The organism is Clostridium sp. AM27-28 (genome assembly GCF_003480955.1).
Classification (GTDB): Bacteria; Bacillota; Clostridia; order Lachnospirales; family Lachnospiraceae; genus Otoolea; species Otoolea fessa.
Map to the genome: position 1 here is coordinate 167,351 of NZ_QUJT01000005.1, position 24,016 is coordinate 191,366.

A 24,016-nucleotide genomic window follows, 5' to 3' on the forward strand; every position below is an offset into this window, starting at 1 on the left:
GGGATAGACGGACAAACGATAGATGAATGGACTTATAATTGGCATGGATCTGTGTGATTCATGCACACATATATCCTGTCAGGGTCAGGAGACGATCTGGTCGGTTCCGACCCGGATCGGAAAAGAACCGGATTCGGACGTCTGGCGGGTGGCAGAGGAGAGTGCCGGGGGCGCGTTAGAGGGCATGGTAGTGGAAGATAAGCTGCTTTCCCTGGCGATGAAGGACGGCACCGCCACGATCGATGGTGTTCGCTACGAGGGCTTATATCTGCTGAAAATGTTCCTGAAGCAGGTGCTTGCGATTCCCAGACAGGCGTCCGGAAAAGAAGAGATAGAAAACCTGGTGATCACGGTGCCAAAGCTTGAGGTAAAGCTGGTGGACTGCCTGATGTACTGTGCCGATTTTCTGGAAATCGACCGGAGCCGGGTTCATGTGATCAGTCACGCGGAGAGCTTTGTATATTACGTGATGAGCCAGAAACGGGAAGTCTGGAGCAACCAGGTGGGAATGTTTGAGCTTTCGGAGAATGGTCTTCATTATTATGAATTGAGAGTGCAGCGCGGGCTGCGCCAGATGCAGGTGGTCGCGGATCAGGAGGAACTGGAGGAGTCATTCCACTTAAATGTGCTGGACAGCGACGCGGGCATCCAGATGGCAGACCGGATTCTTTCCTCCTGTGCGGAACGGCTGCTGCAGAAGCGCCTGTTTTCAGCGATCATCCTGACCGGCAGGGGATTTGCACAGACGGACTGGGCGGCAGATTTTATGCAGCAGATCTGCAAACGGCGCCGGGTGTTTGCGGAGATGGATGTATTTACCCGAGGGGCGCTGATCCGCTCGGAAGATCTCTGTGAAGCGCAGAGTGCGTACCATTTTACCTGTATCTGTGAGGGGCGTCTGAAAACAACGGTTTCCTTAAAGATTCAGGAGCGTGAAAAAGAGGGACAGCTGGTGCTGGCATCCGCCGGGGACAGCTGGTATGAGACGAAAATGACGGCGGAATTTATCGTGTCGGGCACGCCGGAGGTAGAATTTTCACTCCAGCCGCTGGAACCGCGCAAAAAGAAGACGGTGAAGATTCCGCTCGAGGGATTCCCGAAACGCCCGGACCGGACGACCCGGATCGAGATGGCATTTGGATTTACCGGGGAAGACACGATGATCGTCATGATACGTGATTTGGGATTTGGAGAATTGTTTCCGGCGACAAACCGGATGATTAAACAAGAGGTTTCATTATGAGTCTGATACTTTGCCGGCAGGAGCCGGTTCGACATCCTTTTTACATAGAACGGCTGGGCGTCCATATCGCATCGTCGCAGGAGCTGTGTTATGTCATTTATCAGAATCCGCTTCTGGCGCTGGATGGATTTGTGGATGACCGCCTGATTGAGTTTATCCGTTCGGAGCTGGGACTTTCGTTTCTGGCCGGCAAACTGGAGGCATGGCAGCGGAGCGGCGAGAGCCAGGACGAGCTGCCGATCGTGATTCTGCAGGAGTGCTGTTATTATACGGCAAAGGAGATTGCGGCATACCGCCAGAAATTGGCGGCATTTCGCAAAATGAATGCGGCGGAGTTCCAGAAGGAGACGGCGGATTACTATTTCCGCCTGCGGCAGTTTGGGACGGCGATCTATTACTACAACCGGATTCTGGAGGACTGGCGGGTCAAATCGCTGACGGACGAATTTACCGCGAAGATCTGGAACAATATCGGGGCAGCGTATGCCGGGATTTTCTGGTTTGAGAAAGCGTTTACCGCTTATGAAATGGCGTACAATTTCGACAAGAGCCCGGAGATGCTGAAGCACCTGTACCAGCTTGCCTTGATTGACCCGAAGCTGGAGCTTAAGGAGCGCCATGCGGCTGCGATGACGCCGGAACAGAAGGAGATCTGGAAACGGGAACTCGACGAGGCGAACCAGACCGCAGAGAAGTGCGGGAATGTCCGCATGGTCGAAACGATGTTTGACCGCAATCCGGTCCGGCGGATGGAGAGTGCGGGAGAACTTTTAAATGGGTGGAAGCAGGAGTATCGGAAGATGCTCTAATTTTGCTCGCGCCAGTGTCCTTTCCAGGTATACCCGGTCATCAAGATCATTCCTAGTTACCATTTCTTTACGAAAGGAGTTTTCCTATGCGCCTTCTGATTGTCCGCCATGCGGATCCTGATTACTCAATTGATTCCCTGACCCCGGCTGGCTGGGAGGAAGCAAAGCTTCTGGCAGACCGTCTGGCGCCGATTCCGGTGGCGGCTTATTATGTATCGCCGCTGGGGCGTGCGAAGGACACGGCGTCCCTGACCTTAAAAAAAGCCTGCCGCACGGCAGAAATCTGCAGCTGGCTGCGTGAATTTGCCCCGCAGGCGGTACATCCGGGAAAGGATTCCGGGCACTGTGTCTGGGACTGGCTGCCGGATGCGTGGATGGCGGAGCCGAAGTATTTTGATAAGGATCACTGGCATGAAACAGAAGTCTTTCAGAACGCCCATGTAAAAGAAGAGTACGACTGGGTGACTGGAGAGCTTGACCGGCTGCTCAGACGGCACGGATATGTGAGAAATGGATTGTTTTACCGGGCCGTGGCACCGAATGAGGACACGATTGTTTTATTCTGTCATTTTGGCGTCGAGTGCGTCCTGCTTTCCCATCTTTTAAATATCTCTCCGATGCAGCTCTGGCACGGAACCTGTGCGGCACCGTCGTCGGTGACGGTGCTCTATACAGAAGAGCGCCGCTCCGGCGTTGCATCCTTCCGCATGAGCCGTTTTGGGGATGTTTCTCATCTGTATGCGGGTGGACGCGAGCCGTCGTTTGCGGCGCGGTTCTGTGAGGTGTATACACGGTTTGATCAACGGCATGACTGATGGATGTTTCTGTTATTATGTATCGCAATCGTTTGAATCAGCCGATAAATAAATTTTGTGTGAGAGGCTATTTACTGCTCAGCATCCCAATATTTTTAATCAACACCGAGATTGTCCCGTCCATGTTGGTGATAAACTCCACATGGTCGGGATTTCTGTATTCTTCCATCGGGATCGTGATCTCGATGCCGGTGTCAGTGTACAGCTTCTGTTTCTGGAATTTCTTGATCGTCTGTTCATTTTTCGGCGCGACCGTCTCGTAGGAGAGGTTGTAGCGGTCGAGTTTTTCATCCAGCTCCTCGAGCATCTCCGGGCTGCCGGGAAATACTTTTTCGCGCAGTTCGGACACCTTGATTTCGCCCTGTTCCTCTAATTCATTACAGATAATGTCTTTGATTTCCATCTTTTTCTGTGCATCCTCGTCGCCGTAATATTTTTTGGCAACCTGATCGACGGCGCGGGTGACGATGTCGAGCTTGGATTTCTGGGAGAGCGGAGCGCGGCATTCGAGGAAGAGCTCGGAGAAATAGAAGCATTTTTCGCCGTTGACCTCATATTTTTTCTCAGCCAGAATCAGGGAGCCGTCGGAGAGATCGAGGACAAATGCCTCGGAGAGGCGCTGTCCCTGTCCCGGAAGCAGTGCGCGCTGTAAAATGATCTCGTTGCTGTTGCCGCCGTCCGTTTCCCTGGTCTGATGCGTGTAGGAGGTCTTGTAGTTCATCTTTAAGAATGCCAGATAATCCTTGCCCTTGCAGCCGAACACGGTCATCGCCACATCGGCGGCTGGAATGTCAATATTCGCATTCATGATGTCGTAGAGGCGCTCGGCGAGCTGTTTGCTCGTCTCGACGAAATTGTCCGGGGTGCAGTTTTGCAGCAGCTCTTTGACCTCGGATCCTTCTGCAAATGTACAGTGCTTGACATCGTCACTTTCCGTTATTTTCTCGATATGCGCTTTCAGGAAGTCGGAAAAATCGGGTCCGACCTCCATGCTCTGGTCGGAGAGAACCGGGATTCCCACCGAAGAATCGAGGATGTGTACGATGGCTGCCTTTAAAATCATATCTTCACTTTTCAATGTTATCTTACCTCCAGGTTATAACTTCTTTTGTAGAACCATTCTCGACGCACTCAAAGGAAACGGAGTCGCCCGCCTGCACGAACGGAAGCCGCTCGGAAACGGTGATCGCAGCGGTGTAGACGCTGTCGGTGCGGTCATCGGTCAGCGTGAAATAGTAGTAGGTGTTACCGGAAACGACGACATTCTCGATCGCCTCGACCGTGCCGGAGACAGTTTCGCTTGCCGCCGGTTCCTTGGCAGTCGGATCTTCAATTTCCTCCTGTCCCAGCGTCTCACGGTAATTGCGCTTCGCCTCATCGATCGTCTGTCCGGTGCCGACGATCTGGTACTGCGCGACATCGACGAACGCATACATTTTCACAAGCCCTGCAGCATCTTTCAGGGAAATGAAATATGCCGGTCGTCCGGAAATATTTAAGAGAAGCGGGAAGGTCGCACTGTAATTTAAGTGCTGCACCTGTCCGCGCGCGGAATCCATTGCGGCGAGCTCGGTGGCGCCCGGAACGGTGTAAAATTTCGTTTCTTTCGTCCGCAGGTTGACGAGGACGAAGCCAATGTTCGACTCATCTGAGGTTACAGAGCTCATGCCGGTGTACAGCCACACATCGTCGTCGATGGCGAGATAGTTGTAGCCGTAGGTCGTCCGACGCACGCCGCGCTGACCGAAGATAGAGTTTAAATAACCATTCTGGAATCTGCCGTTGTCGTCGAGCTGTTCCATGATGAGGTTCGAATCATAGAGCTGGTCGATCCACTGCGGGACATTCGCCTTGGCGTACCACTTAGATTCGCCGGTCTCAGCATTGACGAGGATCGCGCCGTCGATGTCCTTGCCGTTCCACCAGCCGATCCGGTAGGCGATGGTCGGCGCCACCCAGTATGGGTTTCCATCGTCGTCGATCTCGAAGGAGACCGTCTCAAACATCCGTGTCGGGTAGCAGAAACGGATGTAGCGGTTGATATTGCGGAAGAAATATTCACTGGTGGAATACTTCATGCCGGAGGACAGCCAGACGAGATCGGTATTCTGATCGACCATATTGACAGCAATGTATGCCGGAAGTCCCTTCTTCTGGTTGTAAAGCCATTTGATCGGGTCGGCATAGCGCAAAGGCGTCACGCGGTACGGTGTCCCCTTGTAGTTGATCTGTGTGTAATTTTCCTGAATCTCAAACTGGGAGACCAGGTCGGTCATCTCACCGAGCTTTTTGCTTCCGAGCCGGGAGGCGGTATCCTTATCAACGACCGGGATCTGCGACATGCCAAGCTCTGCGACATCTGAGGCAAAATCGCCCTCGGTAACGGTGATCAGATCGCGGTAGCGGGACGCATTAAAAAGCTGGATGCCCGCCGCCGAGGCGATCAGGGAAAAGAAGATCAGGACAGCGATCGCGATCATGCCATATTTGCACGGGCGTCCCATCGCCTTAAAACCGGCAAACGGACTGCCGGAGACGTTGGAGTACTTGCGCCGCAGAACCATCCGTCCGGTCACAGGATCGCGCACGACCTCGACGCCGCGGTTTTGCTGCACTGTTTTCAGGAATATGAGAATGCTTTCCATAAAGTTGACTGCCAGTACAATCAGAATGCAGATAATCAGGAATACGATGAAATCCTGATCGTGCAGATTGATGGCGGGCATCATGGTGTAGAACACCAGAAAAATAAGGACGGCAGAGAGAAACAGACGCCCAAACGCCGAAGTGAATTTTTTCAAAATAGAACCCTCCTGACTCGTTTTATGATAAAAAATAGCTGTTCCCATGAAAAAAAGGATTTCGCTGATTGTAAATGTGATAGAACTCTATTGTATCGCACGACGGGAGATAAAATCAAGCCCGGTAACGGAATTTGCCGTGGCTTCGCATTTAAATACGGCAAATTCCCGGGTTGAAGTCGGGAAAAAAACAGTTGTCCTTCCGCCGAAAATATGCTATGATTACTATGTTTATTCAGGAGGTGCGAAGATGATCAAGACGATCCTTACGATCATATTTATTATTATCTGTGTATTCCTGTCGGCGGTAATCCTACTGCAGGAGGGCAAATCGGCAGGTCTGTCCGGTTCCATCGGCGGTATGGCTGACAGCTACTGGGGCAGAAATAAAAGCCGTTCTATGGAAGGAAAGCTGGAGAAGCTGACCAAATATGCTGCAATTCTGTGGCTGATCCTTGCATTAGTTTTGAATTTGAAATTCCTGTAAGGAACCTTTAAGAGGCTGTCGCGTGGCAGCGGGATCTGTTTCCTGAATCTGATATTTGCCGGTGGTTTCCGAGCAGATGCAGGGGTGAGAGGCAGAGAGCGCTGGACGTGGCAGCTTTTTTTCATAGGAAATGGCGCGAGAATGTGAATTAAGAAAGAGAAGTGAGATAGATTTGAACATATTTGATAAAATCATGGGAAAAATAAAGAGAAGCGAGGCTCAGAAATACGCAAAACAGCAGAAGCGCCAGGCGCAGATGCAGAGTGCGGCAGCTTCACAGAAAGAGGAAGGACAGAAAATGCCGGAAAATCGCAGGAGAGAAAGAGAGGCGTTTGAAAAACGTCAGCAGACGGAGATGAAGCTCTCGGACGAGATGCTGGAGAGGATCCGGAAGAATGCAGAACAGCGGTTTGCGATGCGGAAAGAAGAAGCGCGGGAAGAGAAAATGTCCGGAGAAAGCCGGGAGAGCAGCGTACAGCGCCAGATTGACGGGGATGGGTTGATCGGCGAGTGGGAAGAGAGGTACGGAAAAAAGAAGAAAAAGCCGGAGCGTGCGAAAGGTCCGAAAGAGGAATCGGTGCGCCGGAAAAAGGATAAAGCGGGAAAGAAAGACCGTGATCGGAAGTTTGAGCGTGAGATGGATAAGAAGCGCGAAAAGCGCGGCGAGAAGAAGTGTGAGGATATTGGCGCTTCCGAGGAGGAGTTTACCCGCCGCTGCAAGATGATTCAGGATGTCATGAATGAACCGGCATACGTGCCGATGAAGCTGAAGGAGCTGGCACTTCTTTTAAATATTCCGAAGGAACAGCGCCGGGAGCTGCAGCGGGTTATCGATCATCTGCTGGAGGAGGGAAAAATCAGCATGTCCCGCAAGGGCAAGCTGGGACGTCCGGAGACATTTTCAGAGGCAGGTATTTATTCGGGACACCCGAAGGGCTTCGGTTTCGTGACAATCGAGGGACGTGAGCAGGATGTGTTCGTTCCGCGTGAAAAAACAAAGGGCGCGATGCACGGCGATAAGGTGCTGGTTGTGATTGAGCAGGAGAGCGACGGCGGACGCAGAGCTGAGGGAAGTATCGTGCGGATCCTGGAGCACGCTAATCAGGAGCTGGTCGGTCTGTATGAGAAAAACGGCGGTTTCGGCTTTGTGATCCCGGACAATCCACGGATTTCACGCGACATTTTCATCCCGCAGGGGTGTGACGCGGGCGCAGTGACCGGTCATAAGGTCATCGTGAAGATCAAGGATTACGGAAACAGCCCGGATAAGAAGCCGGAGGGCGTGATCACCAGCATTCTCGGACATATGAACGATCCGGGAGTCGATATTTTATCCATCGTGAAAGCATACGGTCTGCCGGAAGAATTTTCGCCGGAGGTCATGGCACAGCTTGAAGAGATCCCGGATGCCGTCCGCGAGGAGGACAAGGCGGGACGCAAGGATCTGCGTGAGCTGCCGACAGTCACGATCGATGGTGAGGAAGCGAAGGATCTCGATGATGCGATCACGCTGGAAAAGACGGAGCAGGGCTACCGGCTCGGTGTACACATTGCGGATGTGACCCATTATGTCCGCGAGGGCAGCCCGCTTGACCGCGAGGCATTAAAGCGCGGAACGAGCGTGTATCTGACCGATCGCGTCATTCCGATGCTGCCGCATAAACTTTCAAACGGTATCTGTTCCCTGAATCAGGGCGAGGATCGCCTGGCGCTGAGCTGTATCATGGAAATCAATGACAAAGGCGTCGTGATCGGACATGAGATTGCAGAGACATTGATCCGCGTCGATCGCCGGATGACGTATACGGCGGTCAATGCGATCATCACGGATGATGATGCAGAGACAAAGGAGAAATATAAGGAATTTGTGGATTTATTCCTGCAAATGAAAGAACTTTCGCAGCTTCTCCGAAAGAGACGCCAGGAGCGCGGTGCGATCGACTTCGACTTTCCAGAGAGCAAGATTTTACTCGACGCCAAAGGACGCCCGATCGAGATCAAGCCGTATGAGCGCAACGCGGCGACGAAGCTTATCGAGGATTTCATGCTGATGGCAAATGAGACGGTAGCCGAGGACTATTATTGGCAGGAAATTCCGTTCCTCTACCGAATCCATGAGAAACCGGATGAGGAGAAGATGGCGAAACTCGGCACGTTCATCAACAATTTCGGATATACATTGCGGATGCCGGGCGGCGAAATCCACCCGAAAGAGCTGCAAAAGCTGCTTGAAAAGATAGAGGGCACGCCGGAGGAGGCATTGCTCAGCCGTTTGACGCTGCGCTCCATGAAACAGGCGAAATATTCGACCTTGAACTCCGGTCATTTCGGATTGGCGGCGAAATATTATACTCATTTCACCTCCCCGATCCGCCGTTATCCGGATCTGCAGATCCACCGGATCATCAAAGAATGCCTCCACGGCAATATGGATGCGCGAAAAACCGCCCATTTTGAGAAAATCCTGCCGGAAGTGGCAGTCCAGACCTCGGCCCTGGAGCGCCGCGCTGACGAAGCCGAGCGCGAAACCGATAAGATGAAGAAAGTCCAGTACATGGAACATTACATCGGAGAAGAATTCGAGGGAGTCATTTCCGGTGTCACCAACTGGGGCTTCTATGTTGAGCTGCCGAACACGGTTGAAGGATTAGTTCATGTCAACGAACTGCGCGGCGACTATTTCGTATTTGACGAAGCACATTATGAGCTGGTCGGAGAGATGACTAGAAAGACGTACAAGCTCGGTCAGACCATCCGCGTCCGCGTGACGGCCTGCGACCGGTATGCGAGGACGATTGATTTTATGCCGGCGGTGTACTGGAAGTAGGGGATTGTAAAATAAGATGTAAAAAGTAGAGAGGGAAAGAGGAATTAAAATGGGAGCAGGAATCAAGATGGTGGCGAACAATAAGAAAGCCTACCATGATTATTTTATTGATGATAAATTCGAAGCCGGGATCGAGTTATTCGGCACCGAGGTTAAATCGATCCGCATGGGTAAATGCAGCATCAAGGAAGCATTTATCAAGATCGAGAGCGACGGTCAGGTGTATGTATTTGGCATGCATATCAGTCCATATGAGAAGGGAAATATCTTTAATAAAGATCCGCTGCGTGTGCGGAAACTCCTTCTTCACAAATTGGAGATCCGCCGCCTGATGTCGAAGATCAAAGAAAAAGGATACACGCTGGTACCGCTGCAGGTTTATTTTAAAGGAAGTCTCGTAAAAGTGGAGATTGGTCTGGCACGTGGTAAGAAGCTGTATGATAAGAGAGATGATCTGGCGAAAAAGGATGCGAAGCGGGAGATTGACCGGGCGTTTAAGGCGAGACAGAAATAAAAGAAAAGATTCCATCTATGTACCGACTTCCAAATGTTAGACCTAAAAATCTAACGATTGGAGGTCGGTATTTTTACGGCTAAATATTCTTTTGAACTTAAAATTCTGTTTCGTTGTAAAAACAACTGAATTTCTGCCGGTATTTTTTTATAATACGCTTGTAAAGCTGAGAAAGACAAAAAGCCGGCAGCCTGGAAGTGCGCGAATGTGTTCTTGAACGTGAGGGTGCCGCAGGTTAGAAATAATGGCAGTTGATTGCAGAACAACGAAAAGGAGTTATAAAGTATGGAGCGGAAAATGTTTTGTTACCAGTGTGAGCAGACGGCAGGCTGTACAGCCTGTACCGGCAATGCCGGTGTGTGCGGCAAGAGAGCGGACACCGCCAGGCTGCAGGATAAGCTGACGGGTGCGCTGATTGGCCTTGCAAGAGCGACGGAAGGCAATGAATACCTGATTACCGGGGATACCAGCAGGCTTGTATTGGAAGGATTGTTTACCACGGTAACAAATGTGAATTTTAACAATGACACCATCACTGAATTGATCCGGCGGGTTGAAAAAGAGAGAGAACGCCTGGTGCCTGATTGTTTCGTGTGCACGGTCTCCTGCGGCAAAAATAACAATTATGATATGAATAATCTCTGGGAGGCAGACGAGGATGTCCGTTCTCTGAAATCGCTGATTTTGTTCGGAATCCGCGGCGTTGCGGCGTATGCTTACCACGCGGCCGTTCTGGGATATACCGATGACACGATCAATCGCTTCTTTTTTAAGGCGCTCTTTGCGATTGGCATGGATGACTGGGGCATGGACGAGCTGCTTCCGATTGTCCTGGAAGTGGGTGAAATCAACCTCAAGTGCATGGCGCTTCTGGATCGAGCCAACACCGAAACTTATGGAAATCCTGTTCCGACGCAGGTGTCTCTGACCGTGGAGAAAGGCCCGTTTATCGTTATCAGCGGCCATGATTTATACGATTTAAAACAGCTCCTTGAGCAGACGAAAGATAAGGGCATCAACATCTACACTCACGGTGAAATGCTTCCGGCGCACGCTTATCCGGAACTGAAAAAGTATCCTCACCTGAAGGGCAATTTCGGCACGGCATGGCAGAACCAGCAGAAGGAATTTGCAGATATTCCGGCTCCGGCTCTCTTTACGACGAACTGCCTGATGCCTCCGAAAAAGAGCTATGCCGACCGGGTGTTTACGACGGAAGTCGTATCTTATCCGGAAATGGTACACATCGGCAAAGAGAGAGATTTTACGCCGGTTATTGAAAAGGCACTTTCACTGGGTGGTTATCCTGAGGATATGCATTTTACAGGCATAAACGGCGGCAAAACAGTCATGACTGGATTTTCCCACCATGCGGTTCTTTCAGTGGCGGATACGGTCATCGATGCCGTTAAATCGGGAGCCATCAAACATTTCTTTCTGGTCGGCGGATGTGACGGTGCCAAGCCGGGACGCAATTATTATACCGAATTTGTAAAGCAGACACCGGCAGACAGCATTGTTCTGACCCTTGCCTGCGGCAAATACCGGTTCAATGATCTGGATCTGGGTACGATTGGCGGTCTTCCGAGAATAATGGATATGGGACAGTGCAACGACGCTTACAGCGCCATCAAGGTTGCGGTGGCACTGGCAGAAGCATTTGACTGCGGTGTCAACGATCTGCCGCTTTCCATGGTGCTCTCCTGGTATGAGCAGAAAGCAGTGTGTATCCTGCTGACACTGCTTCATCTGGGGATCAAAAATATTCTCCTCGGACCGTCCCTTCCGGCATTTATCTCTCCGAATGTGCTGCAGTATCTGGTGGAAAATTATAACATTGCACCGATCAGCACACCGGAGGAGGATCTGCACAGATGCATGAGTCTTTAAGGATATAAATAAATATATAAAGTGAACATTCGTATCACACTGAAATGCGCGTACTTGTGTTCTGTTTTGATTTGAGAGAAACAATAAAATTGGGGCTGTCGGGAAATAGATAGTTCCAAAGCAGGGAGGGTATGACTCACAACGAGTCATACCCTCCCTGAAATTTATCAGAAAAAAGAAAAAAGATGGCTAATGACAACCATCTTTCTCTCCGTTACATGTTATAATGTAACTATGCTAACCAATAATTATTATAACGATTTTTTTGAATTAGGGCAACAGAAAATTAACTTTAGTTTCTTCGAATTGAGTTTACCTGACGACGATCCAGTCTATACCCTGAAAAAAGTGATGGAGGAATTAGATTTTTCTGGCTTGTTAGCCAATTGTTCAGATAAGGGAAGAACCGGGTACAACCCAATCATGATGTATGCTGTAGTTACCTATGCAAATATGCGGGGAATACGTTCTGTTGACCGTATTGTTGATCTGTGTGAAAGAGACCTTGCTTTTATCTGGCTGACGCGCGGACAAAAACCGAGACGTGATGCTTTTTATGACTTTAAGAGCAGAAAGCTGACATCAGATGTCCTGGATGACCTGAATTACCAGTTTATGCGACGGCTGCAGAAAGAAGGGCTGGTCACATTAAAAGAACTTTTTATTGATGGTACAAAGATAGAGGCAAATGCCAACCGTTATACTTTTGTATGGCGCGGAAGCATCAATTACCATCTTGCAAACCTTCTGGATTCTATCGACCAGCTTTTTAAAAAATATAACGCTTTTTTGCAGAAGAATGATTATGGGACAAAGTATGAGCTGGGAAATGCACAGATGTTTGTGATCGAAGGAATGGATAAAGTCCGGGAAGTGATCGAAAAGAACAGAAAACGAAAGCTTGTAAAACATAAAAAACTCTCCAATAACCATATTATAGAAATTGATAACTGTTCGCCACTTGAAATACGGAAACTCCAGAACAATCTCATGATGATCGCAGATTGCGGTAGAGAATTATTTTATCGTACATGGATATGTAAGCAGTGACCGCACCAATTATAATACCCTGATCCCGGTCCTTGAAAAACATAAGAATGCTTTCGGGAGTATTCTGGAAGAAGTAACTGCAGACAGCGGGTACTGCAGTGAAAAAAATCTGCTTTATTTAAAACAGAATGAAATATCCAGTCATATAAAGCTGCAGGATCATGAGAAGCGAAAAACACGCGCTTATTCAGAAGATATCAGTAAATATTACAACATGAGGACGGGGATCTTTGAAGATGAACAGTTCTATATCTGCCATGACGGACGTGAACTGCGGCATCTCAGGACAGAGACCAAAGATCAGGATGGATATACACAGACCTTTGAGATATATGGCTGCGCAGACTGCAGCAGATGCGAACACAAAGCCCGCTGTCTGTATAAGTATGATGCGGAGAAAGATGCCGAAAAGAACAAAGTCATGAAGATCAATGAACAATGGGAGGAACTGAAAGAAAGATCCCATGCCAATATCCAGAGCGAACGGGGAATCCTGAAACGCCAGACACGTTCCATTCAGACGGAAGGACATTTTGGAGATATCAAGGAAAATGAGAACTTCCGGCGTTTTAATTACCGCTCGTCAGATAAGATATATAAAGAATTCATGCTGTATGCCATTGGCAGAAATATAAATAAATACCATCGTTTTTTATACGAAAAGCTGAAAAAATTTGAGGGAAAAACTGCCTAGAAAAAAATGTGGCCGTAAAAATCCAATCAAGGATTTTTTGCGGCCAAAATAGAAAGTATTTACCAAAATAAAAATATCCTGAACAAGTTGCAGAGCCAGAAAGCCTTGTAACTGTCAGGATATTTTTGTTTAGTGCTGTCAGCTCTAAAAAACGTTATTTACCGACAGCCCCTTCCTTATATAATATTTCAAGCACTGTTTCAGAAGGTAATCCGGTTTCGTGTGCGACTTCTTCGGGACTGTGCTTTTGTTGAAGTAATTGAAGTGCTTGTAGCATTCGCTTTGTGGTTTCTTGAAATTCGGCTAGGATATTTTCTTCTATACATTCATTTACAGCGGTAGTGACCGCTTTGCTGGAATTGCTATTTTCATAGAATAGTATATGTAAGGGGAGGATGCAAGAAGAAAAGAAGTTGAAAAATAGATTGGGTAAATCTTTGCAAATTCTTTTTTGAAATGCTACAATACAAGAAAAAACTTTGCAAAGAGAAGTGAGGATTTATGATATTTTTAAAACTAAAATATTATTTCAGTAAATTCAAAATCTGCATCTATATATGTGGAGTCATTCTTGTCCTGTTTACGTTTGTGACATTGTTAAGACAAGTGAATCTTTTCACGCGAGCAGATTCTCAAACACTATTAGGTATAATCGGAACATTGCTTGGAGCAGTTATCGGTGCTGTTTTTTCATTGCTTGGGTCTATATGGGTCAACACACAGCAGCGAAAAGAAGAATTGAATAGGAAAAGAGCGCAGGAAATTTATCGACCGCTTTATGATGAACTTGTAAACATCCATAAAAACATATTGAAAGAAAATCCATATCCATCTCTTATTGAATTCAGGACGGGGCATCAAACGATGAAACCGCATCCACAGTATGTTGAGTGGCAGAAAATAAAATTGGACAGCCGCTATCTTCAGACCCCGACGGAGTTGAAGAGGCAAATGGAGCGCCTATTTGGGGCACTGGATGGTTATTTGACGAAACGAAAACGGGCATCGGATGAAGTGAAGAGAATTCTTGATTCTGTTTTAGAGGAATTCAAACTGCCGCCTTGCAGAATGGAAAATTTTGGAAGTGTGGTATTAGGGGATGTTGTGAGTGGTAAAAGGAAGGAAATTTATGGAGAGAGTATGTATTTTATGGAAGAGGATGTGACGGATGAGGCTGTCATAAAAAAAGTAAATGAACGCTTTTATGAGATGGCGAATGAAAGCATAATTTTGAAGGACATGAAGGATGTTTATAATGGCTGGATGCGGGAAGAAGAGATGGCAATTAAAATATTGGAGTTGCTGATTCGGATGGCTGAGAAGTAGAGGAACGTTTTGAATGATGATCTTGCCATTCAAACTATCAAATGTTAATATTAATCATATAAATATGATTAATATTATGAACAGGCAAAGCAACAGCTTCGAAAGGAGTGTGTCAATATGGGGATTTTTGTGAATTCGGATAATTCAGCGTTTCAAGTTGCGTTGAATTCGGAAATCTATATTGATAAAACAGGTTTGTTGACGTATACCAATAAGGTGATGAATACATTGCAGGGATATATTTGCAATAGCCGTCCCAGAAGGTTCGGAAAGTCGATTACGGCGGATATGCTGACAGCGTATTACAGTAAGGGCTGCGATTCAGGGAATATGTTTTCTGGACTTGAAATTAGTCAGAGCCCGGATTTCAAGGAACATCTAAACCGATATGATGTGATTCACTGGGATATCCAGTGGTGTATAGGAGCTGCTGGGGGCGCCGACAGGGTTGTATCGTATATTACAGAGAAAACGATTGAGGAATTAAGAAAATACTATTCAGAAGTAATACCGAGTGACCCGTGTTCGCTTCCAGAAGCACTGTCGTTTATTTGTAATGCAACGAAGAATAAGTTTGTTGTAATTATTGATGAGTGGGATGTTCTGATTCGTGATATGGCGGCGAATTCGAAAATTCAGGATGAATATATAAGTTTCCTGAGGGGATTGTTTAAGGGAACGGAACCGACCAAGTATATTCAGCTTGCTTATTTGACGGGCATTCTTCCTATTAAAAAAGAGAAAACCCAGTCGGCACTGAACAATTTTGATGAATTTACGATGTTGAGCGCGGGTCGCTTGTCTCCGTATATTGGATTTACGGAGGCGGAGGTGAAAGAACTTTCAGAACGCTATCAAGTGGAATTTGATAAGGTAAAGGCGTGGTATGATGGATATGTTCTAAGAAATTGTCAGGTTTATAATCCCAAAGCAGTTGTGAGTGTCATGCTGGATGGTGAATTTAAGAGCTATTGGTCGGAAACCGCGTCTTATGAGGCGATTGTGCCGCTCATTAATATGGATTATGACGGACTGAAAACGGCAATTATCGAAATGCTGTCTGGAGTTGAAGTGAAGGTAGATACGTCAACATTTGGAAATGATATTTCGAATATTCAGAGTAAAGACGATGTGCTGACATATATGATTCATTTGGGGTATTTAGGCTATGATCAGACGAAAAAGATGGCGTTTGTTCCGAATGAAGAAATTCGGCAGGAGTTGACCAGGGCGGTAGAAAGCAAACGCTGGAATGAGATGCTTCTGTTTCAGCAAGAGTCGGAGAGGTTGTTGGATGCAACACTGGATTTGGATGAGAAAGTAGTAGCATCACAGATCGGGAAGATTCATGATGAATATGTATCTGTTATTCAATATCATAATGAAAATTCTTTGAGCAGTGTTCTCGCGATTGCTTATCTGAGTTCGATGCAATATTATTTTAAACCAGTTCGGGAACTACCGACAGGACGTGGATTTGCGGATTTTGTATTTATACCAAAACCAGAGTACAAGAATGATTATCCGGCGCTGGTAATTGAACTTAAATGGAATCAGAATGCACAGACTGCGCTGCAGCAAATTAAAGAAAAGAACTATCCAGAATCGATTTTAAATTATATGGGAAATATTTTATTGGTTGGAATTAATTACGATAAGGTAAGTAAGGAACATACGTGTCGAATTGAAGCATATGGAAAAAATTAATGTATATTTTTGACATAGTAAAAACTATCGTTATATACAGCAATGGCTAAAAGTCCGTCCCACAAACTTTTAGCCACTTTCATTTAAATAAATAACCTCTCTATTTTTAAGAATTCTTCCCTTTCTGCAATCTCGTCAATTCTCTCCAAATCGTCAAAAGCATCGTTCCAAAGCAGGCAATTCCGCCGATAAAGTTGGAAATTGGTTCGGCGGCGAATACGCCGTTGGTTCCCATTCCAAACATACCTGGCAGCAGGAGAGTCAGCGGAACAACGATAATTACTTTTCGGAAAATAGAGAAAAAGATCGCTTTTTTGGATTCGCCCAGACCGACGAAAATCGACTGTCCGGAGAATTGGAGCGACATCATAAAGAATCCGAAAAAGTATAAGCGGATCGCCGGAATACCTGCCGCAATGAGTTCTGCATCCTGATTAAAAATGCGGATAAAGAATGCTGGGAAACCATCGACGATCAGCCAGATACCGGTCGTATATAAAATTGCAATAAAAGAGGTAAAGACGATTGCCTTTTTAACGCGGCCGTATTCTTTTGCCCCATAATTGAAACCGAGCACCGGCTGAGCGCTGTGGGTAACGCCGGTTACCGGAAGAGTTGCAATTTCACGGATGGAGTTGATAACGGTCATAACACCGACGTAGAGATCGCCGCCGTATACCTGTAAGGTTGCGTTGCACATGATCTGGACGGTGCAGTTGGTGATCGCCATCGTGAAACCGGACAGACCGAGTCCGACGATTTTCCGGACCCTCCGTGCGGAAAGGCGCATCGAAGAACGTCTCAGTTTCAGAATTGTTTTGTCACTGGTTAAAAACCGCAGAATCCAGATGGCAGAGAGAAGCTGCGACAGGATGGTGGCGAGCGCCGCGCCGCGGATTCCCATGTGAAGCATAAAGATAAAAATCGGGTCGAGCAGGATATTGGCGGCAGCGCCCAAAAGGACGGTCATCATGCCGATGCGCCCGAATCCCTGTGAATTGATGAACGAGTTCATGCCGAGTCCGACCATCACGAACAGGCTGCCGAGCAGATAGATTGTAATGTAGGCGTCCGCATATGGATAAGTAGCGTCGCTGGCTCCGAACAGATACAGCATTGGTTTGCGGAATATCAGGCAGAGTACGGTCAGAAGCATACCGGAAATAACCATCATGGAGAAGGAATTTCCCATGATCGCCTCGGCTTCTTTGATATCCCCGCGTCCGCGCTCAATTGAGCAGAGCGGCGCGCCGCCCATGCCAAACAGGTTGGCAAATGCGATGACGAGCGTGATGATCGGCAGCGAAAGCCCGATGCCGGTCAAAGATAGGGTGGCATGATCGGGTATGCGTCCGATGTAGATGCGGTCAACGATGTTGTACAGGACATTGATAAGCTGCGCCAACGTCATCGGGATCGCGAGATTCATGATATTTTTAACGATACTTCCTTTGGAAAAATCGTTCTGTGTATTGGAAGCACTCATACAAACTCCTTTTTTCTTGCGTTTGGATACAATCTGATATTATAATAAGGAAAAAGAAATTTGTCCAGAGAGAAAGTCATTCAAAAGAGATTCAAAAAGGAAGTATATTATCAAAAAATGCGTTTTATTGAAATGGAGATTACTCTGATTGATGAAAAACTTGGTTTTTAAACGAATCGATATTGCACAAATAAGAGATTTGTGCTATTCTCAAAGAAAACGAAAGGGGTATGTATTATGCCGAGAGGACCGAAACGTTCTGCATTAGAAGTAAACAAAGAGAAGCTGGCAGCGGTAGAAGAGAAGCTGGCTAAATTAGAAGAAACCGTTAAAGCTCTGAAAGCAGAGAAAAAGGAATTAGCGGCTGAGATTCGTAAAGCTGAATTAAGCGAATTACTGGATGCGATCGAAGAGAGCAATTTAAGCGTAAACGATGTTCATGAGTTTATTAAACAGAATTCTGAGCAGAAATAAATTAAAGAGTGATAAATCATTGTATTCAAAGAATGAAAAGAGAACTGGAAATTAGGGACATCCTGATTTTTGGTTCTCTTTTTTTGTTTGCGGAAAGACGTTTGCAAACGAGAAACATATGAAAGAATGCCGATGTATAAACAGAGGGTTGTTTGAATCGGATTTGAGCCGGGATTGGTGGATGAAACTGGCTTAATGATAAAAAGGAACCGTGCAAAAGAAAGGCGCATATGCTACAATAGGAATATTCAATCAGAGGAACTTGAGATGACTTCTTTGAACGACCCGGTGCATCAAAGAGAAATAGAAGAAAAAAAACGAGGTTCCGGGAAAAGAACCGTTCAGATATTTAAAAAGAAAAAGAAAGGAATGAATATGGATCAAAATACGCTTCTTGGGGTTTTGATTCCGTTTGTCGGTACGACGGCGGGAGCAGCCTGCGTCTTTTTTTTGAAAAATGAGTTAAAGCCGATCATCCAGAAAACGCTTCTGGGATTCGCATCGGGGGTGATGGTGGCGGCGTCGGTCTGGTCACTTTTAATTCCGTCGATGAATATGTGCGAAGCGATGGGGCATCTGGCATTTCTGCCGGCATCCATTGGTTTTATGGTGGGTATTCTGATGCTGCTTTTGCTGGATCGTGTGATCCCGCATCTGCATCTGGGAAGTGATGAGCCGGAGGGGCATGTGTGCGGGCTCAAGAAGACGACGATGCTGGTTCTGGCGGTCACACTTCACAATATCCCGGAGGGCATGGCAGTCGGAGTGGTATTTGCCGGATTCTTAGCAGAAAAGAGCGGTATCACGCTTGCAGCGGCGCTGGCGCTTTCGCTTGGAATCGCGATTCAGAACTTCCCGGAGGGAGCGATCATTTCCCTGCCACTTCGGAGTGAGTCAGGGATGAGCCGGAAAAAGGCATTTGCGATGGGAACACTCTCCGGTATCGTCGAGCCGATCGGGGCGCTTGCGACAATCGCCGCGTACCGCTATCTGGAACCGGTTCTGCCGGTTCTCCTGGCGCTTGCAGCAGGGGCGATGATTTACGTGGTTGTGGAGGAACTGATTCCAGAGTCGGCGCAGGGCAGTCATTCCGATATGGGAACGATCGGATTTGCGGTTGGATTTGTGCTGATGATGATTCTGGATGTGGCGCTGGGATAAAAGAAAGCTGGCAGTGCTGGCATGGAATCTGGCTGCTTGAAAAGCGAACATTTGTTCTGAAAAATGCGTTGCAAAATTTTTGAATTTATGTAATAATATTTGTAGCTGTTCAGTAGGTCCGCGCATTTACTGCGCTGACCGTACGAAAACATGGGCTAGCAGGCAAAAATCCCATTGCCGCAGGCAATTTTTAATGGATTTTTGCGCGTGACTGTGAAGGTACTGAACAGTTACTAATATTTTATAGTAAATGAGAACGGTTTACTACTTTTTCGCTAATGAAAAGTCTATAAAACAATGGCTGGCGGGTGTGATGCCAGAGAGTTAGAATGTTCTATTTGCATGATTTCAAAGTCATAAAATAAATACGTATTATAAGTGGAAGAAATCAGCTTGACCTGTGAAATAAAAGCTGCCGTTTGCATCACACGTGTAAATGGCAGCCAATATTATTCCCAGGTCGGGCACAGGAGGAATGAATCTATGGGTAAAACACAGTATGATGCGGACAGCATAACGGTCCTGGAGGGGCTGGAGGCTGTCCGTAAGCGTCCTGGTATGTATATAGGAAGTGTGGGAACGAAGGGACTGAATCACCTGATCTATGAGATCGTGGACAACTCGGTCGATGAGCACCTGGCGGGTGCCTGTTCCCAGATCCGCGTGACACTGGAGGCGGACGGCTCCTGCACCGTCCGGGACAATGGACGCGGTATTCCGGTGGAGATGCATAAAAAGGGTATGGCAGCGGAGCGGATTGTGCTCTCGACCTTGCACGCGGGCGGCAAGTTTGACAACAATGCGTACAAGACGAGCGGCGGTCTGCACGGTGTCGGTTCATCGGTTGTCAATGCCCTCTCAGCGCATCTGGAGGTCAATGTATATAAAAATGGACAGATCCATCACGATGCGTATGAGCGCGGCATCCCGACGGTTGAACTGATCGATGGTCTTCTGCCGGTGGTTGGAAAGACAAGAGAGACCGGAACGGAGATCAATTTCCTGCCGGATCCGGAGATTTTTGAGAAAACGCGGTTCAAGGCGGACTGGCTCAAGAGCCGCCTGCATGAGACGGCATATCTGAACCCGAAGCTGACGATTCTTTATGAGAATAAGCGGGCAGGCGAGGCTGAAAAGGTGACTTATTCGGAGCCGGACGGCATCGTGGCGTATGTGCGCGAGCTGAACAGCACGAAGACGCCGATTCATGATCCGATTTATTTTAAGGGCGTCAGCGACCAGATCGAGGTTGAAGTGGCGTTCCAGTTTGTCGATGCATTTGAGGAAAATGTACTCGGCTTCTGCAACAATATTTTCACACAGGAGGGCGGCACGCATCTGGCGGGCTTTAAGACGCGTTTTACCCAGATGATCAACAGCTATGCGAAAGAGCTGGGAATCCTGAAGGAAAAAGATACAAAATTTACAGGACCGGATACGAGAAACGGCATGACAGCGGTTGTGGCGGTCAAGCATCCGGATCCGATCTTTGAGGGGCAGACTAAGACAAAGCTGGCGAGTGCCGATGCGACAAAAGCGGTGTTCAGCGTGACAGGGGACGAGCTGCAGCTTTATTTTGATCGGAATTTAGAGGTGTTGAAGGCGATCATCGCCTGTGCGGAGAAATCTGCAAAGATCCGGAAGGCAGAGGAACGCGCCAAGACCAATATGCTGACGAAATCCCGTTTTTCCTTTGACAGCAACGGAAAGCTGGCAAACTGTGAGAGCCGCGAGGCGGAGAAGTGTGAGATTTTCATTGTCGAGGGAGATTCCGCGGGCGGTTCAGCCAAGATGGGACGAAACCGCCGCTATCAGGCGATCCTGCCGATCCGGGGCAAGATTTTAAATGTGGAGAAAGCTTCGATGGACAAGGTGTTGGCGAATGCCGAGATCAAGACGATGATCAATGCGTTCGGCTGCGGCTTTTCGGAAGGATATGGCAATGATTTCGATATTGCGAAGCTGCGTTACCACAAGATCGTCCTGATGACGGATGCCGATGTGGACGGAAGCCATATTGATACGCTGCTTCTGACTTTCTTATACCGTTTTATGCCGGAATTGATTCAGAACGGGCACGTATATATTGCGATGCCGCCGTTATTTAAGGTGATTCCGAAAAAGGGAAAAGAAGAGTATCTATACGATGAGAAAGCATTGGAGCGCTACCGCAGAACCCACACAGGGGAATTTACCCTGCAGCGCTACAAAGGTCTGGGCGAGATGGATGCGGAACAGCTCTGGGAGACGACGTTAAACCCGGAGAACCGTGTGCTCAAGCGTGTGGAGATCGAGGATGCCCGGATGGCGTCGGAGATCACGGAGATGCTGATGGGAAGCGACGTGCCGCCGAGACGGCAGTTTATCTACGATCACGCGGATGAGGCGGAGATAGATGCTTAATAGAAAGATTATGAGTAACTGTGAAGGCACTGAACAGTTACGATTATGAAAGTATATGACAGGAATTTAGGAGATAGAAAATAGAATGGCTGAAACGATCATTACGACAGAATATTCAGAGGAAATGCAGCGCAGCTATATGAACTACTCGATGAGTGTCATCACGGCCCGCGCCATCCCGGATGCGAGGGATGGTTTGAAACCGGTACAGCGCCGCGTCCTTTACGATATGGGGGAGCTGCATCTGGGGCACGACAAGCCGCACCGGAAATCGGCGCGTATCGTCGGTGATACGATGGGTAAATACCACCCGCACGGCGACAGTTCGATCTATGAGACGCTGGTCGTGCTTTCCCAGAGCTTTAAGAAGGGAATGCCGCTGGTAGACGGACATGGAAACTTTGGTTCCATCGAGGGCGACGGGGCGGCGGCGATGCGTTACACGGAGGCGCGTCTCCAGAAGTTTGCGGAGGAAGTGTATTTAAAGGATCTGGACAAGACCGTCCGGTTTGTGCCGAACTACGATGAGACGGAGAAAGAGCCGGAGGTTCTGCCGGTCCGCGTGCCGAATCTGCTGATCAACGGTGCCGAAGGAATTGCGGTCGGCATGAGCACCAGCATTCCGCCGCACAATCTGGGCGAGGTCATCGATACGGTGATGGCGTATATCGATCAGCCGGAGATGGAGACGGAAGCGCTTCTGAGCGTCTTAAAGGGACCGGATTTCCCGACCGGCGGCATCATTGCGAATAAGAGTGAACTTCCGGCGATCTATGAGACAGGAACGGGGCGCATCAAACTGCGTGCCCGGATGGAGGTGGAGCTTGGAAAACGCCGTTCTGACCGGGACAAGCTGGTGATCACGGAGATTCCGTACACGATGATCGGCGCTGGCATCAATAAATGTCTGTCGGATATCGCAGATCTGGTTGAGTCCAAGAAACTTGCCGATGTGGTGGATATTTCCAACCAATCGAATAAAGAAGGAATCCGGATTGTTCTGGAACTCAAGAAAGACGCGGATATTGAGAAAATCCAGAATATTTTGTATAAAAAGACAAAACTGGAGGATACGTTCGGTGTCAATATGCTGGCGATCGCGAATGGACGTCCGGAGACGCTGAATTTAAAGGGAATCTTAAAGAATTATCTGGATTTCCAGTATGAAAATAATACCCGCAAGTATCAGGTGCTTCTGGAAAAGGAGCAGGAGAAGAAGGAGATCAAGGAAGGTCTGATCACAGCCTGCGACTGCATCGATCTGATTATCGCGATCCTGCGTGGTTCGAAGAATCTGAAAGATGCGAAAGCCTGCCTGATGGAGGGCGATATTTCCAAAATCCAGTTCCGCACACCGGGATTTGAGGAAGATGCCAAGAAGCTTCATTTTACGGAGAAACAGGCATCTGCGATTCTGGAAATGCGTCTCTATAAACTGATCGGCCTGGAGATCTTGGCATTGCAGAAGGAGTACAAAGAGACACTTCGCAAGATCAAAGAATACCAGAAGATTCTCGGCAGCCGTGAGGCGATGGACGAGGTGATTAAAGAAGATCTGCAGTCAATCAAGGAAGAGTTTGCAGTGGAACGCCGGACGAAAATCGAGGATGGACGCGAGGCAGTGTATGACGAGGCGGCGGAGAGCGCCAGACCGGGCGTGTTCGTGCTGGACAAGTTTGGTTATTGCAAGATTCTGGAACCGTCGATCTACGAGCGGAACCGGGAGACAGTGGACACGGAGAATGTGTATGTACTGCCGTGCCATACGACGGATAAGATAGGATTGTTTACAGATCTGGGTGCATTCCATCAGGTGAAGGTGACTGAGATTCCCTTTGGAAAGCTGCGCGATAAGGGGGTGCCGATCGATAACCTGAGTAAATTTGATGCCACCAAAGAACGTCCGGTCTGTGTGGTGAATGCGGCGCAGTTAAAGGGACAGAAGCTATTATTTGCAACGAAGGATGCGATGATTAAGATCGTGCCCGGCGGGGAATTTGAGACAAATAACCGAACAGTGGCGGCGACCAAGCTGCAGGAGAATGATATGCTTCTCTCGGTACAGCCGGCGGACGGCATGAAAGAGGCGGTCATCCAGACGACCAGCGGTATCTTCCTGCGATTCCCGATCGAGGAGATATCGGAGATGAAGAAGAATGCGAAAGGTGTGCGCGGCATCAAGCTGGGGCGTACCGAGTCGCTGGAGACAATCCATCTGCTGGACGGCACTGAGGATGATCCGATCGTTATGTATAAAGAAAAAACGGTTCATTTGAGCCGTTTGAAAATAGGGCACCGCGATGGCAAGGGAAGCCGGGCGAGAAGCTAG

General features: G+C 48.1%; 18 protein-coding genes. 15 read left to right on the forward strand and 3 right to left on the reverse strand.

All coding sequences use genetic code 11. The features are described 5' to 3' along the window. Positions 1 to 22 precede the first annotated feature (22 nt). The 3 genes from DW720_RS07575 (at position 23) to DW720_RS07585 (ending at position 2,867) form a co-directional block, all read left to right on the forward strand. On the forward strand, positions 23 to 1,243 hold the full coding sequence (locus DW720_RS07575; RefSeq protein ID WP_118522717.1) for a DUF5716 family protein: 1,221 nt from the start codon (positions 23 to 25) through the stop codon (positions 1,241 to 1,243). Continuing rightward, the gene (locus DW720_RS07580) at positions 1,240 to 2,052 is read left to right on the forward strand and encodes a hypothetical protein (RefSeq protein ID WP_118749460.1); all 813 of its coding nucleotides are present in this window, start codon (positions 1,240 to 1,242) and stop codon (positions 2,050 to 2,052) included. Before DW720_RS07575 ends, DW720_RS07580 begins: the two co-directional genes overlap by 4 nt. An 86-nt stretch (positions 2,053 to 2,138) precedes the next feature. Then, a complete protein-coding gene (locus tag DW720_RS07585) occupies positions 2,139 to 2,867 on the forward strand; it encodes a histidine phosphatase family protein (RefSeq protein ID WP_118570419.1) in 729 nt (242 codons plus the stop codon). 67 nt (positions 2,868 to 2,934) lie between these two features. Here the strand turns inward: DW720_RS07585 and DW720_RS07590 are convergent, their stop codons facing one another. Together DW720_RS07590 and DW720_RS07595 are read right to left on the reverse strand one after the other, a co-directional pair. Next, a complete protein-coding gene (locus DW720_RS07590) occupies positions 2,935 to 3,945 on the reverse strand; it encodes a nucleoid-associated protein (RefSeq protein ID WP_117795671.1) in 1,011 nt (336 codons plus the stop codon). A 7-nt stretch (positions 3,946 to 3,952) separates the two neighbouring features. Continuing rightward, entirely contained in the window at positions 3,953 to 5,668 is a 1,716-nt protein-coding gene (locus DW720_RS07595; protein ID WP_243023720.1) for a CvpA family protein, read from the reverse strand. A 250-nt stretch (positions 5,669 to 5,918) separates the two neighbouring features. Between DW720_RS07595 and secG the strand changes: the two genes are divergently transcribed. The 8 genes from secG (at position 5,919) to DW720_RS07630 (ending at position 16,163) form a co-directional block, all read left to right on the forward strand. Continuing rightward, on the forward strand, positions 5,919 to 6,155 hold the full coding sequence (secG, locus tag DW720_RS07600) for a preprotein translocase subunit SecG (RefSeq protein WP_107000428.1): 237 nt from the start codon (positions 5,919 to 5,921) through the stop codon (positions 6,153 to 6,155). Positions 6,156 to 6,876: 721 nt separating this feature from the next. Further along, positions 6,877 to 8,982 carry a ribonuclease R gene (gene rnr, locus DW720_RS07605; RefSeq protein WP_118556066.1) on the forward strand — a complete coding sequence of 702 codons (2,106 nt, stop codon included), beginning with the start codon at positions 6,877 to 6,879 and terminating at the stop codon, positions 8,980 to 8,982. Positions 8,983 to 9,031: 49 nt separating this feature from the next. Then, complete coding sequence (gene smpB, locus DW720_RS07610; RefSeq protein WP_022358767.1) at positions 9,032 to 9,496, forward strand: SsrA-binding protein SmpB; 465 nt, start codon at positions 9,032 to 9,034, stop codon at positions 9,494 to 9,496. 285 nt (positions 9,497 to 9,781) lie between these two features. Further along, positions 9,782 to 11,386, forward strand: coding sequence for a hydroxylamine reductase (gene hcp, locus DW720_RS07615; protein ID WP_182436527.1), 1,605 nt, complete (start codon positions 9,782 to 9,784; stop codon positions 11,384 to 11,386). Positions 11,387 to 11,578: 192 nt separating this feature from the next. Next, on the forward strand, positions 11,579 to 12,436 hold the full coding sequence (locus DW720_RS16185; protein WP_333490927.1) for a transposase: 858 nt from the start codon (positions 11,579 to 11,581) through the stop codon (positions 12,434 to 12,436). Between the two features lie 214 nt (positions 12,437 to 12,650). After that, a complete protein-coding gene (locus tag DW720_RS16190; RefSeq protein ID WP_333490928.1) occupies positions 12,651 to 13,130 on the forward strand; it encodes a transposase in 480 nt (159 codons plus the stop codon). Between the two features lie 501 nt (positions 13,131 to 13,631). Beyond that, positions 13,632 to 14,456, forward strand: coding sequence for a hypothetical protein (locus tag DW720_RS07625; protein ID WP_118570418.1), 825 nt, complete (start codon positions 13,632 to 13,634; stop codon positions 14,454 to 14,456). A gap of 117 nt (positions 14,457 to 14,573) precedes the next feature. Further along, on the forward strand, positions 14,574 to 16,163 hold the full coding sequence (locus tag DW720_RS07630) for an AAA family ATPase (RefSeq protein WP_118570417.1): 1,590 nt from the start codon (positions 14,574 to 14,576) through the stop codon (positions 16,161 to 16,163). 106 nt (positions 16,164 to 16,269) lie between these two features. Here the strand turns inward: DW720_RS07630 and DW720_RS07635 are convergent, their stop codons facing one another. Beyond that, entirely contained in the window at positions 16,270 to 17,649 is a 1,380-nt protein-coding gene (locus tag DW720_RS07635) for an MATE family efflux transporter (RefSeq protein ID WP_118570416.1), read from the reverse strand. Between the two features lie 237 nt (positions 17,650 to 17,886). Between DW720_RS07635 and DW720_RS07640 the strand changes: the two genes are divergently transcribed. The 4 genes from DW720_RS07640 to DW720_RS07655 all read left to right on the forward strand — a co-directional run bounded on the left by DW720_RS07640 (position 17,887) and on the right by DW720_RS07655 (position 24,016). Further along, complete coding sequence (locus DW720_RS07640) at positions 17,887 to 18,123, forward strand: hypothetical protein (RefSeq protein WP_022360338.1); 237 nt, start codon at positions 17,887 to 17,889, stop codon at positions 18,121 to 18,123. A 375-nt stretch (positions 18,124 to 18,498) separates the two neighbouring features. Beyond that, positions 18,499 to 19,284 carry a ZIP family metal transporter gene (locus tag DW720_RS07645; RefSeq protein ID WP_117795818.1) on the forward strand — a complete coding sequence of 262 codons (786 nt, stop codon included), beginning with the start codon at positions 18,499 to 18,501 and terminating at the stop codon, positions 19,282 to 19,284. A gap of 483 nt (positions 19,285 to 19,767) precedes the next feature. Continuing rightward, complete coding sequence (locus tag DW720_RS07650) at positions 19,768 to 21,687, forward strand: DNA gyrase subunit B (protein ID WP_118468750.1); 1,920 nt, start codon at positions 19,768 to 19,770, stop codon at positions 21,685 to 21,687. Positions 21,688 to 21,772: 85 nt separating this feature from the next. After that, entirely contained in the window at positions 21,773 to 24,016 is a 2,244-nt protein-coding gene (locus DW720_RS07655) for a DNA topoisomerase (ATP-hydrolyzing) (protein ID WP_118628559.1), read from the forward strand.

What these genes read in the sequence shown, in the direction of transcription:
- DW720_RS07575 (WP_118522717.1), top strand. Translation starts at nt 23, where the DNA reads ATGAATGGACTTATAATTGGCATGGATCTGTGTGATTCATGCACACAT.
- DW720_RS07580 (WP_118749460.1), top strand. Translation starts at nt 1,240, where the DNA reads ATGAGTCTGATACTTTGCCGGCAGGAGCCGGTTCGACATCCTTTTTAC.
- DW720_RS07585 (WP_118570419.1), top strand. Translation starts at nt 2,139, where the DNA reads ATGCGCCTTCTGATTGTCCGCCATGCGGATCCTGATTACTCAATTGAT.
- secG (WP_107000428.1), top strand. Translation starts at nt 5,919, where the DNA reads ATGATCAAGACGATCCTTACGATCATATTTATTATTATCTGTGTATTC.
- rnr (WP_118556066.1), top strand. Translation starts at nt 6,877, where the DNA reads ATGATTCAGGATGTCATGAATGAACCGGCATACGTGCCGATGAAGCTG.
- smpB (WP_022358767.1), top strand. Translation starts at nt 9,032, where the DNA reads ATGGGAGCAGGAATCAAGATGGTGGCGAACAATAAGAAAGCCTACCAT.
- hcp (WP_182436527.1), top strand. Translation starts at nt 9,782, where the DNA reads ATGGAGCGGAAAATGTTTTGTTACCAGTGTGAGCAGACGGCAGGCTGT.
- DW720_RS16185 (WP_333490927.1), top strand. Translation starts at nt 11,579, where the DNA reads ATGACAACCATCTTTCTCTCCGTTACATGTTATAATGTAACTATGCTA.
- DW720_RS16190 (WP_333490928.1), top strand. Translation starts at nt 12,651, where the DNA reads ATGAGGACGGGGATCTTTGAAGATGAACAGTTCTATATCTGCCATGAC.
- DW720_RS07625 (WP_118570418.1), top strand. Translation starts at nt 13,632, where the DNA reads ATGATATTTTTAAAACTAAAATATTATTTCAGTAAATTCAAAATCTGC.
- DW720_RS07630 (WP_118570417.1), top strand. Translation starts at nt 14,574, where the DNA reads ATGGGGATTTTTGTGAATTCGGATAATTCAGCGTTTCAAGTTGCGTTG.
- DW720_RS07635 (WP_118570416.1), bottom strand. Translation starts at nt 17,649, where the DNA reads ATGAGTGCTTCCAATACACAGAACGATTTTTCCAAAGGAAGTATCGTT.
- DW720_RS07640 (WP_022360338.1), top strand. Translation starts at nt 17,887, where the DNA reads ATGCCGAGAGGACCGAAACGTTCTGCATTAGAAGTAAACAAAGAGAAG.
- DW720_RS07645 (WP_117795818.1), top strand. Translation starts at nt 18,499, where the DNA reads ATGGATCAAAATACGCTTCTTGGGGTTTTGATTCCGTTTGTCGGTACG.
- DW720_RS07650 (WP_118468750.1), top strand. Translation starts at nt 19,768, where the DNA reads ATGGGTAAAACACAGTATGATGCGGACAGCATAACGGTCCTGGAGGGG.
- DW720_RS07655 (WP_118628559.1), top strand. Translation starts at nt 21,773, where the DNA reads ATGGCTGAAACGATCATTACGACAGAATATTCAGAGGAAATGCAGCGC.